The sequence below is a fragment of the Fenollaria massiliensis genome (assembly GCF_023347705.1).
GTDB classification, from domain to species: domain Bacteria; phylum Bacillota; class Clostridia; order Tissierellales; family Peptoniphilaceae; genus Fenollaria; species Fenollaria massiliensis.
This window is the reverse complement of sequence record NZ_CP096649.1, coordinates 1,391,812-1,409,028: the sequence shown is the minus strand read 5'-3', so window position 1 is coordinate 1,409,028 and position 17,217 is coordinate 1,391,812. Positions and strand designations below refer to the sequence as shown.

At 35.7% G+C, this 17,217-nt stretch carries 7 protein-coding genes; 5 read left to right on the top strand and 2 right to left on the bottom strand.

Annotated elements, in window-relative coordinates:
- Window positions 1-560 precede the first annotated feature (560 nt).
- From M1R53_RS06775 to M1R53_RS06755, 5 genes are all read left to right on the top strand, one after another.
- Window positions 561-12,119, top strand: a complete 11,559-nt coding sequence (locus tag M1R53_RS06775; RefSeq protein ID WP_249242478.1) for an S-layer homology domain-containing protein — start codon at window positions 561-563, stop codon at window positions 12,117-12,119.
- A gap of 171 nt (window positions 12,120-12,290) precedes the next feature.
- Window positions 12,291-12,593 carry a type II toxin-antitoxin system RelB/DinJ family antitoxin gene (locus M1R53_RS06770; RefSeq protein WP_249242477.1) on the top strand — a complete coding sequence of 101 codons (303 nt, stop codon included), beginning with the start codon at window positions 12,291-12,293 and terminating at the stop codon, window positions 12,591-12,593.
- Window positions 12,593-12,913 (top strand): type II toxin-antitoxin system RelE/ParE family toxin, encoded by a 321-nt coding sequence (locus M1R53_RS06765; protein WP_249242476.1) that lies wholly within the window; start codon window positions 12,593-12,595, stop codon window positions 12,911-12,913. The genes M1R53_RS06770 and M1R53_RS06765 overlap by 1 nt, the downstream gene beginning before the upstream one ends.
- A gap of 249 nt (window positions 12,914-13,162) precedes the next feature.
- Complete coding sequence (hpf, locus tag M1R53_RS06760) at window positions 13,163-13,684, top strand: ribosome hibernation-promoting factor, HPF/YfiA family (protein ID WP_019214881.1); 522 nt, start codon at window positions 13,163-13,165, stop codon at window positions 13,682-13,684.
- 1 nt (window position 13,685) lies between these two features.
- The gene (locus M1R53_RS06755; protein ID WP_249242475.1) at window positions 13,686-15,647 is read left to right on the top strand and encodes a S9 family peptidase; all 1,962 of its coding nucleotides are present in this window, start codon (window positions 13,686-13,688) and stop codon (window positions 15,645-15,647) included.
- A gap of 63 nt (window positions 15,648-15,710) precedes the next feature.
- Here the strand turns inward: M1R53_RS06755 and M1R53_RS06750 are convergent, their stop codons facing one another.
- Both M1R53_RS06750 and M1R53_RS06745 read right to left on the bottom strand, forming a co-directional pair.
- Entirely contained in the window at window positions 15,711-16,229 is a 519-nt protein-coding gene (locus M1R53_RS06750; protein WP_249242474.1) for a ClbS/DfsB family four-helix bundle protein, read from the bottom strand.
- A gap of 74 nt (window positions 16,230-16,303) precedes the next feature.
- Window positions 16,304-17,170 (bottom strand): BRO family protein, encoded by an 867-nt coding sequence (locus M1R53_RS06745; protein WP_249242473.1) that lies wholly within the window; start codon window positions 17,168-17,170, stop codon window positions 16,304-16,306.
- Window positions 17,171-17,217: the final 47 nt, after the last annotated feature.

Sequence of the window (17,217 nt, the reverse complement as noted above, 5' to 3'; positions counted from 1 at the left end):
AATAATCGAAAAATAAGTATTCGATAAAAAATTTAAAATCAGTATTAATATATTAAATTAGATAAAATTTTATTAAAAAATTTTAAAACCACCTAATAAATCCACCCCTATATAATAAGGAAGAGAATAAAAAATTATTTAAGTGTTAGGGAATTGCCTAGCATTTTTTGCAATTAGACAGAAAACGTAAAAAACGTGACGGGGGGGGGGTACACCGCTCTAGATAATTGTTACATTTTCGTTAAATTATAAAAAAAGATTGCTTTTCTGACAAATATGTGCTACAATTAAACCAAAGTAAATATGATCTTCTGTGCCACCAGAAAAACTTCGTTAAAGACATACTTAGCAAAAGTATTTCACTAAATTGCTAGCTACATTTAGAGAGGAACTTGCTAGGTTTTTAATCATTTACTTAAAACACAAGCAATTATTTCGATTATAGACGAGTCGGTGGCACGACCCGTCTTTTTTAATGACTTTAACAAAGTAAAGCGAGCAGCACAGAGATCAAAAGCAAAAGAACTTGCGCAAAGCAAGAAATACGAAAGGAGAATAAAATGCAAAAGAAAAATTATTTGCGAAAAACACTCGCACTAGTCATGGCATTTTTAATGATAGTGACTATGATGCCAGTGAATGTTTTCGCACAAGACCCACAAATCAAGAAAAATGTGGAAGACTCCATTGAATCAAGCGTAGGCAATAAAGACAAAAATGCCATCCATGCCTATGTAGGTATTCAAGTTGGGGGCGACCTTAACATGAAGTTACAAGGAAATGCATTAGACCAACAATTTAAACCCATAGCAGGTGTAAGAGCCTACTTCCAATGGTTTGAAAAAGGTGGTTATGCATCACCGGTTTATACGGCAGTTTCAGATGCCCAAGGTAGACTTAATATAGGATGTAAGCCTTATGTAGCAGCCGATGGCAAGATTATTAAATTTGATGCCGATACGACCGTATCAGGTGGTAATGAAAAGTACAGATTCTGGATTGATGATGAAAATCTTCCGGATAGCTTTAAAAAAGATTACCAACTTCAATATATAACAGGAGAAAATGTGGTCTTCCCTTCCGATAATCAATGGGTATCACAAGGTGGGGCAACTACAGATGTTGTGCCTAATACCATCAGCGACATGAAGATCCTCTTCATGGAAAAGCCAAAGGCCTTTATGCACAAGGCAAAACCTACAGAAACACCTGCAGTAAGAACGGGTATTGGAAGTGGAGGAACTGTATGGGGCAAGGTGACATGGGACTATGAATCGCCTTCCGGCGGTGTCCAATGGGGTATTGTAGCCACACCATCATCTCCGGCAAAAGGTGTTAAGATTAAAGCATCTTATCTATCAGACTATGCTTTGAAGCAAATCTATAGTGATGCCACAGTTGCAAGGATGAACCTTTCCAGTCCTGACGATATTCGTGGCAGCAAATGGTCCTATGCTTTAGAAACACAACTTCAAAAGTGGATACAAGAACAAGTAAAGCAAGAGCCGGATAAGTGGATTGCTGAAACTGTAATAACACCTGCTACAGGAACCAATGCCGAAGGCAATTATATAATCCAATTTAACGGAACTTGGGGACCTGCAAGAAATAAAGGCGTTTATAATTACACACCACCTGCACTTTGGCCACAAGCGAAGAAAGACCGCATAGGTACTGTAGCAGCTAGCCCTAATGACGGCTCCTTTGCTGTCGGTATAGGTCAAGATACAAAGCACATTAATATTGACTGGATGTTTATTTCTGCAGATGATACAGAAGATCTACGCTTGATGACTCCTTTTAACAATAACTGGTTCACAGGCACAAGCGGTCTTACAGGTAACTGGGGTATTCACAGTGGATGGGCACAAGCTGCCTTTGGTGTAACAACTGCAGTAGATACTAACAATAATATTAGAGCAGACTTTGGCTTCGGTTCACCGGGAGTAAACTTCGAAATCACAAACTACGACTCTGAGGCCAATACAGCATTGCCTGGAGATATTGCACAAACAAAGACAACAGGACTTCCTTATAAAGTTTCATCGGACAGCTTCGTCATCGTATGGTACGACCCCAATGGAAAAGAAGTAGGAAGAGGAACCCCACAAAAACCAAGCTCTACAGGTACTATTGACTCAGCACCACTTGACACAAGCAAGCTTACTATTAATGAAACCACAGAATATACGGCAAAACTTTACAGAGTAAAACCGGGCGGAAAATTAGAGGATCAACCAATTGCAGCAGACTCATTTACAGTAGAAGTCAGCCATTTATTCATTTCTCGTTATGACGATGTATCTATAGTCAATCCAAAAGCTAGCGACAAAGAAATGAAGGATGCAACTTACTCTGCAACTGGATTACCTGAAGCCTTAACAATGGAGGCTACTACTGGTACTATCAAAGGCAAGGCAAAGACAGCCGGCTTATACAAAGCTGCCTTCAAAATAATTTTGCCAGATAAGTCAGGAAATATCGAAGGAACAAGAGACCGTTACATTGCAGTAACCGACTCTCCTCTTAAAGCCGGAGAAGTAGGCGTAGCCTATAGCCAAGATGTAAAACCGGAACCTGCAAAAGACCCGAAGGGCAAAGATTACATCTACAAGATGAAGAGCGTAAACTTTATTTCTGGTAAAGAAATAGAAGGTCTCAAAGTTGAAGGCGATGCAACAAATGGTTTTAAGATTACAGGAATACCAACAAAAGAAGCAAAAGCAACAGAAGATGTTCTAGATGGCGATCCAGGACCAAACGTAGAAGTAACTTATGACATTTACAAAAAAAATGACACAGGTAAAGAAGTTTTAGTTGCAAAAGGCCACAAAGACCTTGTACCGTTGGTTGTCAGACCAATCGTAATAATTCCGCAAGACCCATCAAATCCTGGAGATACACCAGCTGGATACCATAAAGTAACATTTGATGCTACAGCAAACGATGGAAACATTGGTGGAAAACAAACTTACAGCGTATTTGTATTAGATGGAAAGACAATACAAGAAGCTGAAAAAGCAGATCCAAAATTAACAATTCCAACAGTAACAGTAACAACAAAAGGAAAAGAACATACAGCTTGGACAGTAGATACAGCTGAATACAAGAAAGATTTATCTGACTACAAAACAGCCGTAACAGCTGATGTAAAATTCACAGCAAAGTATGAAGACAAAAAAGTTGTTATAATTCCAGAAGATCCATCAAATCCTGGAGATACACCAGCTGGATACCATAAAGTAACATTTGATGCTACAGCAAACGATGGAAACATTGGTGGAAAACAAACTTACAGCGTATTTGTATTAGATGGAAAGACAATACAAGAAGCTGAAAAAGCAGATCCAAAATTAACAATTCCAACAGTAACAGTAACAACAAAAGGAAAAGAACATACAGCTTGGACAGTAGATACAGCTGAATACAAGAAAGATTTATCTGACTACAAAACAGCCGTAACAGCTGATGTAAAATTCACAGCAAAGTATGAAGACAAAAAAGTTGTTATAATTCCAGAAGATCCATCAAATCCTGGAGATACACCAGCTGGATACCATAAAGTAACATTTGATGCTACAGCAAACGATGGAAACATTGGTGGAAAACAAACTTACAGCGTATTTGTATTAGATGGAAAGACAATACAAGAAGCTGAAAAAGCAGATCCAAAATTAACAATTCCAACAGTAACAGTAACAACAAAAGGAAAAGAACATACAGCTTGGACAGTAGATACAGCTGAATACAAGAAAGATTTATCTGACTACAAAACAGCCGTAACAGCTGATGTAAAATTCACAGCAAAGTATGAAGACAAAAAAGTTGTTATAATTCCAGAAGATCCATCAAATCCTGGAGATACACCAGCTGGATACCATAAAGTAACATTTGATGCTACAGCAAACGATGGAAACATTGGTGGAAAACAAACTTACAGCGTATTTGTATTAGATGGAAAGACAATACAAGAAGCTGAAAAAGCAGATCCAAAATTAACAATTCCAACAGTAACAGTAACAACAAAAGGAAAAGAACATACAGCTTGGACAGTAGATACAGCTGAATACAAGAAAGATTTATCTGACTACAAAACAGCCGTAACAGCTGATGTAAAATTCACAGCAAAGTATGAAGACAAAAAAGTTGTTATAATTCCAGAAGATCCATCAAATCCTGGAGATACACCAGCTGGATACCATAAAGTAACATTTGATGCTACAGCAAACGATGGAAACATTGGTGGAAAACAAACTTACAGCGTATTTGTATTAGATGGAAAGACAATACAAGAAGCTGAAAAAGCAGATCCAAAATTAACAATTCCAACAGTAACAGTAACAACAAAAGGAAAAGAACATACAGCTTGGACAGTAGATACAGCTGAATACAAGAAAGATTTATCTGACTACAAAACAGCCGTAACAGCTGATGTAAAATTCACAGCAAAGTATGAAGACAAAAAAGTTGTTATAATTCCAGAAGATCCATCAAATCCTGGAGATACACCAGCTGGATACCATAAAGTAACATTTGATGCTACAGCAAACGATGGAAACATTGGTGGAAAACAAACTTACAGCGTATTTGTATTAGATGGAAAGACAATACAAGAAGCTGAAAAAGCAGATCCAAAATTAACAATTCCAACAGTAACAGTAACAACAAAAGGAAAAGAACATACAGCTTGGACAGTAGATACAGCTGAATACAAGAAAGATTTATCTGACTACAAAACAGCCGTAACAGCTGATGTAAAATTCACAGCAAAGTATGAAGACAAAAAAGTTGTTATAATTCCAGAAGATCCATCAAATCCTGGAGATACACCAGCTGGATACCATAAAGTAACATTTGATGCTACAGCAAACGATGGAAACATTGGTGGAAAACAAACTTACAGCGTATTTGTATTAGATGGAAAGACAATACAAGAAGCTGAAAAAGCAGATCCAAAATTAACAATTCCAACAGTAACAGTAACAACAAAAGGAAAAGAACATACAGCTTGGACAGTAGATACAGCTGAATACAAGAAAGATTTATCTGACTACAAAACAGCCGTAACAGCTGATGTAAAATTCACAGCAAAGTATGAAGACAAAAAAGTTGTTATAATTCCAGAAGATCCATCAAATCCTGGAGATACACCAGCTGGATACCATAAAGTAACATTTGATGCTACAGCAAACGATGGAAACATTGGTGGAAAACAAACTTACAGCGTATTTGTATTAGATGGAAAGACAATACAAGAAGCTGAAAAAGCAGATCCAAAATTAACAATTCCAACAGTAACAGTAACAACAAAAGGAAAAGAACATACAGCTTGGACAGTAGATACAGCTGAATACAAGAAAGATTTATCTGACTACAAAACAGCCGTAACAGCTGATGTAAAATTCACAGCAAAGTATGAAGACAAAAAAGTTGTTATAATTCCAGAAGATCCATCAAATCCTGGAGATACACCAGCTGGATACCATAAAGTAACATTTGATGCTACAGCAAACGATGGAAACATTGGTGGAAAACAAACTTACAGCGTATTTGTATTAGATGGAAAGACAATACAAGAAGCTGAAAAAGCAGATCCAAAATTAACAATTCCAACAGTAACAGTAACAACAAAAGGAAAAGAACATACAGCTTGGACAGTAGATACAGCTGAATACAAGAAAGATTTATCTGACTACAAAACAGCCGTAACAGCTGATGTAAAATTCACAGCAAAGTATGAAGACAAAAAAGTTGTTATAATTCCAGAAGATCCATCAAATCCTGGAGATACACCAGCTGGATACCATAAAGTAACATTTGATGCTACAGCAAACGATGGAAACATTGGTGGAAAACAAACTTACAGCGTATTTGTATTAGATGGAAAGACAATACAAGAAGCTGAAAAAGCAGATCCAAAATTAACAATTCCAACAGTAACAGTAACAACAAAAGGAAAAGAACATACAGCTTGGACAGTAGATACAGCTGAATACAAGAAAGATTTATCTGACTACAAAACAGCCGTAACAGCTGATGTAAAATTCACAGCAAAGTATGAAGACAAAAAAGTTGTTATAATTCCAGAAGATCCATCAAATCCTGGAGATACACCAGCTGGATACCATAAAGTAACATTTGATGCTACAGCAAACGATGGAAACATTGGTGGAAAACAAACTTACAGCGTATTTGTATTAGATGGAAAGACAATACAAGAAGCTGAAAAAGCAGATCCAAAATTAACAATTCCAACAGTAACAGTAACAACAAAAGGAAAAGAACATACAGCTTGGACAGTAGATACAGCTGAATACAAGAAAGATTTATCTGACTACAAAACAGCCGTAACAGCTGATGTAAAATTCACAGCAAAGTATGAAGACAAAAAAGTTGTTATAATTCCAGAAGATCCATCAAATCCTGGAGATACACCAGCTGGATACCATAAAGTAACATTTGATGCTACAGCAAACGATGGAAACATTGGTGGAAAACAAACTTACAGCGTATTTGTATTAGATGGAAAGACAATACAAGAAGCTGAAAAAGCAGATCCAAAATTAACAATTCCAACAGTAACAGTAACAACAAAAGGAAAAGAACATACAGCTTGGACAGTAGATACAGCTGAATACAAGAAAGATTTATCTGACTACAAAACAGCCGTAACAGCTGATGTAAAATTCACAGCAAAGTATGAAGACAAAAAAGTTGTTATAATTCCAGAAGATCCATCAAATCCTGGAGATACACCAGCTGGATACCATAAAGTAACATTTGATGCTACAGCAAACGATGGAAACATTGGTGGAAAACAAACTTACAGCGTATTTGTATTAGATGGAAAGACAATACAAGAAGCTGAAAAAGCAGATCCAAAATTAACAATTCCAACAGTAACAGTAACAACAAAAGGAAAAGAACATACAGCTTGGACAGTAGATACAGCTGAATACAAGAAAGATTTATCTGACTACAAAACAGCCGTAACAGCTGATGTAAAATTCACAGCAAAGTATGAAGACAAAAAAGTTGTTATAATTCCAGAAGATCCATCAAATCCTGGAGATACACCAGCTGGATACCATAAAGTAACATTTGATGCTACAGCAAACGATGGAAACATTGGTGGAAAACAAACTTACAGCGTATTTGTATTAGATGGAAAGACAATACAAGAAGCTGAAAAAGCAGATCCAAAATTAACAATTCCAACAGTAACAGTAACAACAAAAGGAAAAGAACATACAGCTTGGACAGTAGATACAGCTGAATACAAGAAAGATTTATCTGACTACAAAACAGCCGTAACAGCTGATGTAAAATTCACAGCAAAGTATGAAGACAAAAAAGTTGTTATAATTCCAGAAGATCCATCAAATCCTGGAGATACACCAGCTGGATACCATAAAGTAACATTTGATGCTACAGCAAACGATGGAAACATTGGTGGAAAACAAACTTACAGCGTATTTGTATTAGATGGAAAGACAATACAAGAAGCTGAAAAAGCAGATCCAAAATTAACAATTCCAACAGTAACAGTAACAACAAAAGGAAAAGAACATACAGCTTGGACAGTAGATACAGCTGAATACAAGAAAGATTTATCTGACTACAAAACAGCCGTAACAGCTGATGTAAAATTCACAGCAAAGTATGAAGACAAAAAAGTTGTTATAATTCCAGAAGATCCATCAAATCCTGGAGATACACCAGCTGGATACCATAAAGTAACATTTGATGCTACAGCAAACGATGGAAACATTGGTGGAAAACAAACTTACAGCGTATTTGTATTAGATGGAAAGACAATACAAGAAGCTGAAAAAGCAGATCCAAAATTAACAATTCCAACAGTAACAGTAACAACAAAAGGAAAAGAACATACAGCTTGGACAGTAGATACAGCTGAATACAAGAAAGATTTATCTGACTACAAAACAGCCGTAACAGCTGATGTAAAATTCACAGCAAAGTATGAAGACAAAAAAGTTGTTATAATTCCAGAAGATCCATCAAATCCTGGAGATACACCAGCTGGATACCATAAAGTAACATTTGATGCTACAGCAAACGATGGAAACATTGGTGGAAAACAAACTTACAGCGTATTTGTATTAGATGGAAAGACAATACAAGAAGCTGAAAAAGCAGATCCAAAATTAACAATTCCAACAGTAACAGTAACAACAAAAGGAAAAGAACATACAGCTTGGACAGTAGATACAGCTGAATACAAGAAAGATTTATCTGACTACAAAACAGCCGTAACAGCTGATGTAAAATTCACAGCAAAGTATGAAGACAAAAAAGTTGTTATAATTCCAGAAGATCCATCAAATCCTGGAGATACACCAGCTGGATACCATAAAGTAACATTTGATGCTACAGCAAACGATGGAAACATTGGTGGAAAACAAACTTACAGCGTATTTGTATTAGATGGAAAGACAATACAAGAAGCTGAAAAAGCAGATCCAAAATTAACAATTCCAACAGTAACAGTAACAACAAAAGGAAAAGAACATACAGCTTGGACAGTAGATACAGCTGAATACAAGAAAGATTTATCTGACTACAAAACAGCCGTAACAGCTGATGTAAAATTCACAGCAAAGTATGAAGACAAAAAAGTTGTTATAATTCCAGAAGATCCATCAAATCCTGGAGATACACCAGCTGGATACCATAAAGTAACATTTGATGCTACAGCAAACGATGGAAACATTGGTGGAAAACAAACTTACAGCGTATTTGTATTAGATGGAAAGACAATACAAGAAGCTGAAAAAGCAGATCCAAAATTAACAATTCCAACAGTAACAGTAACAACAAAAGGAAAAGAACATACAGCTTGGACAGTAGATACAGCTGAATACAAGAAAGATTTATCTGACTACAAAACAGCCGTAACAGCTGATGTAAAATTCACAGCAAAGTATGAAGACAAAAAAGTTGTTATAATTCCAGAAGATCCATCAAATCCTGGAGATACACCAGCTGGATACCATAAAGTAACATTTGATGCTACAGCAAACGATGGAAACATTGGTGGAAAACAAACTTACAGCGTATTTGTATTAGATGGAAAGACAATACAAGAAGCTGAAAAAGCAGATCCAAAATTAACAATTCCAACAGTAACAGTAACAACAAAAGGAAAAGAACATACAGCTTGGACAGTAGATACAGCTGAATACAAGAAAGATTTATCTGACTACAAAACAGCCGTAACAGCTGATGTAAAATTCACAGCAAAGTATGAAGACAAAAAAGTTGTTATAATTCCAGAAGATCCATCAAATCCTGGAGATACACCAGCTGGATACCATAAAGTAACATTTGATGCTACAGCAAACGATGGAAACATTGGTGGAAAACAAACTTACAGCGTATTTGTATTAGATGGAAAGACAATACAAGAAGCTGAAAAAGCAGATCCAAAATTAACAATTCCAACAGTAACAGTAACAACAAAAGGAAAAGAACATACAGCTTGGACAGTAGATACAGCTGAATACAAGAAAGATTTATCTGACTACAAAACAGCCGTAACAGCTGATGTAAAATTCACAGCAAAGTATGAAGACAAAAAAGTTGTTATAATTCCAGAAGATCCATCAAATCCTGGAGATACACCAGCTGGATACCATAAAGTAACATTTGATGCTACAGCAAACGATGGAAACATTGGTGGAAAACAAACTTACAGCGTATTTGTATTAGATGGAAAGACAATACAAGAAGCTGAAAAAGCAGATCCAAAATTAACAATTCCAACAGTAACAGTAACAACAAAAGGAAAAGAACATACAGCTTGGACAGTAGATACAGCTGAATACAAGAAAGATTTATCTGACTACAAAACAGCCGTAACAGCTGATGTAAAATTCACAGCAAAGTATGAAGACAAAAAAGTTGTTATAATTCCAGAAGATCCATCAAATCCTGGAGATACACCAGCTGGATACCATAAAGTAACATTTGATGCTACAGCAAACGATGGAAACATTGGTGGAAAACAAACTTACAGCGTATTTGTATTAGATGGAAAGACAATACAAGAAGCTGAAAAAGCAGATCCAAAATTAACAATTCCAACAGTAACAGTAACAACAAAAGGAAAAGAACATACAGCTTGGACAGTAGATACAGCTGAATACAAGAAAGATTTATCTGACTACAAAACAGCCGTAACAGCTGATGTAAAATTCACAGCAAAGTATGAAGACAAAAAAGTTGTTATAATTCCAGAAGATCCATCAAATCCTGGAGATACACCAGCTGGATACCATAAAGTAACATTTGATGCTACAGCAAACGATGGAAACATTGGTGGAAAACAAACTTACAGCGTATTTGTATTAGATGGAAAGACAATACAAGAAGCTGAAAAAGCAGATCCAAAATTAACAATTCCAACAGTAACAGTAACAACAAAAGGAAAAGAACATACAGCTTGGACAGTAGATACAGCTGAATACAAGAAAGATTTATCTGACTACAAAACAGCCGTAACAGCTGATGTAAAATTCACAGCAAAGTATGAAGACAATACACCTACTATTGCAGATAAAGACAATTACGATCCACATTATGAAGATAAATCTGGAAAACCTGGTGAAACAGTTCAAATAGATCCACCAACATTTACTAAAAAAGGTGAACAAGGTACTGTACCAGCACCAACTACTCCAACAAAGGGAACTACATTTACTAAGAATGATAAGACTCAAACAAATGTAACTGTTGATCCTAATACAGGAGCTATCACAGTTGTTATTCCACAAGATGCAAAAGTTGGAGATGTTATAACTATTCCAGTTAAAGTAACTTATCCAGATGGATCTAATGAACCTGTTGATGTAAAAGTGACTGTTGGAGAAGATAAGACTAAAGTTAAATATCCTAATACAGAAGTCGAAAAGGGTAAAACAGAAACTGTAACTCCAATTGTTACTGATAATGATGGTAAACCAGTTCCTGAAGATAAGGTTGGTACTCCAACTGTAACTAATACTAATGATTTACCAGGTGGAGTAACTGTTACTCCTAAGAACAATGGTAAAGTTGATATTACAGTACCTGATGGTTACGATGGACCTAAAGACTTTACCGTAAAGGTAACTGTACCAGTTGATGGTAAAGATGTTGAATCTGAAATAAAGATAACTGTTAAGGATAAAACTACTCCTCCTACACCAACTTACAACTATATAACTCTTACTCTAGACGAAAACTACAGAAGTGGTGAAATTACTCACTATGACGTAATTGAAGGAGAATTAATCGAACGTTACCTATACACTCCTCGTAGAAGAGGTTATATATTCAAGGGTTGGAGCTATGACAGCAGACGTCTTGAAGAAGTAAGACCTGGAGACAGAATTTACTACCCAACTACTTTATATGCAATTTGGACTAAACAAAAGGCAAAAGATGACGAAGAAGTAGAACCAATTGACACTAGAGCAGTTAACGAGCACAAGGCATATATGTTTGGTTACACTGACGGCTCGGTAAGACCTAACGGTAGCATCACAAGAGCTGAAGCAGCTGCTTTAGTAACAAGACTATTAGGCATAGAAGCAAATGCATCTTCAATGAAGCCAGCATTTACTGACACTCCAAGCTCTTGGTACAACAAGGCTATCAACGCTGCAGTTGCAAGAGGCATCATGAAGGGCTACCCTGACGGAAGATTCAGACCAAACGCACCTATCACTAGAGCAGAATTTACTCAAATGATATCTACAATAGACAACAAGCCTTATGGCGTTGCACCATTTGCAGATGTTAAGGGTCACTGGGCTGAAAGAGCTATAGGCAGTGAATACCAAGCTGGTAGAATCACTGGTTACCCTGACGGAACATTCAGACCAAACGCATTCATTACTAGATGTGAAGCGGTTGTAATTCTTAACAAGATATTTGAAAGAAATTATGATGCAATGTCAGCTATGAACGCAAAGAACAAAGAATCTATCAAGAGATTCATTGATTTAACTCCAAGTTTCTGGGGCTTCAATGACATGGTAGAAGCTACTAACACTCATGACTTCAAGAGAAGAAGACCAGGATTTGTTGAAGAAGACTGGACATTAGTTAAATAGTTTTGCGTTAACATCGCAAGAAAAATAAGAATCAATTATAATTAATTAATTGACATAATGACAAGGCATGTGAGCTAAGGCTCATGTGCCTTTCTTTTGCTTAATTCATTTTAATTAAGTATTGCTAAATGCTATACAAAGTGATATAATATATACAAAGGAAGTGATATTATGTCGAAAACATCAAATGTATATATAAGAGTTGAACCTAATGTAAAAGATGGCGCTGAAGCTGTTCTTAACGAGTTGGGGCTTTCTATGTCGAATGCGGTATCAATATTTTTAAGACAAGTAGTTATGCATAATGGATTGCCATTTGAAGTGAAGATGCCAAGCAAAAAGCCACTTGTATATGAAGATCTAAGTGAAGAAGACTTTGATAAAGAAATGCTAAAGGCGATGGATGATTTTGATAACGGTAGGACATATACTGCAGATGAAGTAGAAAAAGAATTAAGTAAAGAGTTTGAATAATGAAATATAAAATATTGTACTCAGAAAATGCAAAGGAAGATTTAAGAACTATAGCAAGTTATATTTCTTATGAATTGCAAGAGTTTAATACAGCAAAGAAAATTATTGATACTATAATTAATGAGATAAATACTCTTGACACATTCCCTATACGATATCGTTTATGTGATTACGAGAGATGGAAAAAGATTGGACTGCGTTGTATGAATGTAAAAAATTATATAGTTTTTTATTTGCCAGATGAAGATAAAGTTATTGTAAAGATCCTTCGAATCATATATCAAAGAAGAGATTTAGAAAAAGTATTAGAAGAAAATTAATATTACAATTTAAAGCTATTGTCACTTTCAAAACTCAAATATTTTTAATGTTTTGAAAGTGGTAAAAACATTTTACTATCAAGGACTGCTTAAGCGGTCCTTTTCTATTGCTATAATCAAATCAAAACTAATCCATAAATCCATTTATAAATTATTTTTTACTTTCTCTTAATAAATTCATAAAGTTGTTTTAATTTTTCTATATCTAGGGTATATATATGATAGAAAATCTATTAAGGAGGTAAGCTTATGAGAATCGAATTTGTAGGAAAAAACATTGAACTAACTCAAAGTTTAAAGGATGTGGCTGAAAAGAAATTCCAAAAACTTGACAAGTTTATTGGCAAGGATGTGGACGCAAAGGTTGTTTTCTCGGCTGTTAGAAATACTAAGGCTGTTGAAGTAACCATCTTCCTAGACAAAACTATCCTTAGAGCTGAGGAAGAAAGTGACGATATGTACACATCTATTGACAGGGCGGTTGATGTTTTGGAAAGACAGGTTAGAAAGTACAAAACTAAGCTTCAAAACAGATATCAAAAGAATGATTCGATTAGGTTTGAAAATATTAAACCGATGGAAGAAGCTGATGAGGCTAAGCTTGTGAAGAACAAGAAATTCAAGGTAGTACCTATGTCTTCTGACGAGGCTATCCTTCAAATGGAACTACTAAGACACAATTTCTTTGTGTTCCAAAATGCTAAGAATGAAGCGATAAATGTTGTATACAAGAGAAAGGATGGCAATTACGGCCTAATTGAAGTGGAATAAAATGAAGATTAATATAGATGATTTTAAATTGAACAAACCTGTATCTGCGCTTAAGATCTCACCGGACGGTCGTCACAAGGTATTTACTGTGACTGATGTTGATATGGGGAAGAATGAGTACAAAAACTCGTTTTATATGCTTGATGAGAATGATTCTTTGAAGAGACTGTCTATTAATGACGTCTCTTCTACTTATGCTGTGGACAATGGCGGGATCATTTTCTCTATGGCTGATGAAAAAAGGAAGTATGCGTCTATCGTTTACCGTCTAAGTTTTACGGGCGGTGAAAGGGAAGAGCTTTTTAGGCTTATGTACCCTATCAATAGTATTCGCATCATGGATGAGGACAGACTTGTTTTAAGTATCGGTAATTCTGAGAAGATCAGGCACTTTAAGGATATGGATCAAGAGACTTACGAGAAAAAATCGGCTGAAATGAAGGAAGAGGATGACTATACTATATATGATGAGATTCCTTTTTATCTTAATGGTGCTGGTTATATAAACAAAATTCGTTCGTCGCTTGCCATATACAATATGAAGAGTGGCACTCTTAAGATGATTACTGATGATTTTACGAATGTTTCGAGCTATGACATAGCGCCTGACAAGTCTGAAATTATCTACACTTCTGAGTCTTACACTGACAAGGCGCCTATAAAGAGCCAAATTTATGTTTATAGTTTTGAGAGTGATAAGTCTGTAAAACTTGATTATGACATGGACCTTAGCTATTATGGACCTAGCTATGCTGGGGACGATGTTTTTGTATTTGCGACTGATCAAGAGGATCACGGCATCAACCAAAATCAAAGGGTTTACCTTATTGACAAGAGTAAAGAAAATATTAAGTGCATAAACGAGGACTTCGATATGTCCATCGGCTCATCTGTTGGCTCTGACCTTCGTTATGGCGGTGGATATTCGTTTAGAGTTTTAAATGATAAATTATATTTTATATCGACTCTTCAAAATAGCGCCGATTTATTCGCCATTGACAAGAAGGGTAAATTAGAAAGACTAAGTAAAGTTGTCGGTTCTGTTGATGAGTTTGATGTTTATGATAATGGAGATATCTACGCCATAGGCATGCTTGACTACAATTTACAAGAAGTATATAAATTTGATGGCGGAAAATTTAATAAAGTCACAGCCATAAACGAAGCTCTTCAAAAGACTTGGAAGGCTAAGCCTTATGATAAAATTAATTTTAAGAATGACGATATCGATTTTGAAGGCTTTGTGATTAAGCCGGACGGATACAAAAAGGGAAAGAAGTATCCTGCGATACTTGAGATTCACGGCGGTCCAAAGACTGTTACTGGCGAGGTTTTATACCACGAGTATCTATATTTTGCAAAGCAAGGATATTTTGTATTTTTCACTAATCCAAGAGGCTCTGATGGCAGGGGCAACGAGTTTATGAACATCAGAGGCAAGTTTGGCACTATCGATTACGATGATTTGATGAAATTTACTGACGTGGTTTTGGAAAAATACGAGGACATCGACAGGGATAATGTTCATGTGACTGGCGGAAGCTACGGCGGTTTCATGACTAACTGGATTATCGGTCATACGAACAGGTTCAAATCAGCTGCGTCTCAACGCTCAATATCGAACTGGCTAAGCTTTTTCGGTGTATCGGACATAGGCTACTATTTTGCGGATGATCAAAATTTAGCGGATCCGTTTAATTCGCCTGAGGCTTTATGGGAGCGCTCTCCACTAAAATACGCTAGCGATGTAAGGACGCCAACATTATTTATCCACTCGGATGAGGACTACAGATGCCCTCTAGAGCAAGGCATACAAATGTTTACAGCGCTTAAGTACTTTGGAGTCGACTCTAAGATAGTTATATTCCACGGTGAAAATCACGAGCTAAGCCGCTCTGGCAAGCCAAAGCACAGACAAAGAAGACTTGACGAGATAATTACATGGTTTAAAAAGAGATCATAATATATAAAAAGCCTAGTTATTTTTGTAACTAGGCTTTTTGCTTGGGTATGTTTTTTATATTTCTTATAGAGCAAGCTTTTTCCACTTGCGAATTTTCGTTCTAAATGTGCCAAATGGAGCGACCGTATTTACGTGAATAAACTTGTAAACTTCCCATGTAGCTGTTTTTGTTGCTTCATCAGCCCACTTCCTCATATGAGGCTTAAATAATTCATCATCACTTAACGAGTCAATCATTTCACAAATAGCATCCACATTCTTTTTTAACTTATATTTCAATTCACTAAGAGATAGCTTAGCATATGTATCAGTAAAGTATTGATATAGTTTGCCGAGCTCATTCCATTTGAATTTATCTGATGGAGTTTTTACTTCAAGACCGTTTCTTTCATCATGCTCCCATTTTAATAAGAGAGATGTCCATCCGACCTGATAGGCAAGGTTCTCATCAGGCGTCCTATCTACTTCATCTATGCGTTTGTCTTTTAAATTTTCTGGTATATCGTCAAATTCAGCGATGTATTTTTCAAAGCTTTTATTGATTTCTGATTTTAATTCTTCTTTATTTTTATAAGTCCTCATTTATTTTCTTCCTTATTAGTATAGTATTAGTAAAATGTTTTTATAAAAGTTGACAATTTGTCACGACTATATATTTATTTTCTATTTTCATTATCATCAATGTTCGAAATCTCATTTGAAACATCATCGATTAATTTTGCAAAATCTATAGCATTTTTAGATGTAATAACTGGCTGACCAGTTTCTTTCTCAATTTCTTTTCTTGTGTTTCCAGCTATTGATCCGCCATCTTTTGCCATTTTTTTGTTTTCTTCTAAACCTTGTGGATTTTTTGTTTTCGTAAGTTCAGTAGTTGTTGCTTCAGCAAGCATATTAAGAACTATTTCAAGAGTAGACATATTGTCTCTAAGATTTTCCTTTTTTAGGCCTTTTAAATTTTTATATTCTCTAGTCGTCATTCCTGACCAAGCCTTAGAAATTTCATTTGTTAGTATTGCATATTCTTTGCCAGCCTTGACGCCGTGATCTTGCCAAGTGTCAGTAAGTTCCTTTCTTACTTGTATTGCTTGAAGTCTTTGGTTAATCCACTCTCTTGAGTAGCCTTTTTTTAAATATGTATCTAAAGCTCTATCAATTGTTAATTCAGGATCAATGATTTCGTCAATTCTTTCTTTGCCTACTTCAGCTAACCACATTTTGAATGGCTCTGCCTTTGGCGATGGAACAGATTGTATTATACGGAAAATGCCATGCATATCAGCTACGTCTGTTTTTCTCATCTTACCGTCAGCAGCTTGCATTTTCAAAGTGTGACAAATTGTCACGACTTCATTTCCTTCTTCTTGCAGTCTTTGTTTTAGCTTACGCCAATAAGCGCCAGGATCTTTACTATCAGTTAAAACTCCAACTATGTCAATAATAGAAAAGTACCACTCTTCTTTTTCATTATCCCATGCTGAACGTATTTGTCTTCCCTCAAATAATTTAATTTCGTTATCCATTTTACACCTCAATAGTATCTTTAAAAATAAATTCATATCTATATTTA

Bases quoted from the DNA above. Each gene is read 5' to 3' on its own strand.
- M1R53_RS06775 (WP_249242478.1), top strand. From the start codon at position 561: ATGCAAAAGAAAAATTATTTGCGAAAAACACTCGCACTAGTCATGGCA.
- M1R53_RS06770 (WP_249242477.1), top strand. From the start codon at position 12,291: ATGTCGAAAACATCAAATGTATATATAAGAGTTGAACCTAATGTAAAA.
- M1R53_RS06765 (WP_249242476.1), top strand. From the start codon at position 12,593: ATGAAATATAAAATATTGTACTCAGAAAATGCAAAGGAAGATTTAAGA.
- hpf (WP_019214881.1), top strand. From the start codon at position 13,163: ATGAGAATCGAATTTGTAGGAAAAAACATTGAACTAACTCAAAGTTTA.
- M1R53_RS06755 (WP_249242475.1), top strand. From the start codon at position 13,686: ATGAAGATTAATATAGATGATTTTAAATTGAACAAACCTGTATCTGCG.
- M1R53_RS06750 (WP_249242474.1), bottom strand. From the start codon at position 16,229: ATGAGGACTTATAAAAATAAAGAAGAATTAAAATCAGAAATCAATAAA.
- M1R53_RS06745 (WP_249242473.1), bottom strand. From the start codon at position 17,170: ATGGATAACGAAATTAAATTATTTGAGGGAAGACAAATACGTTCAGCA.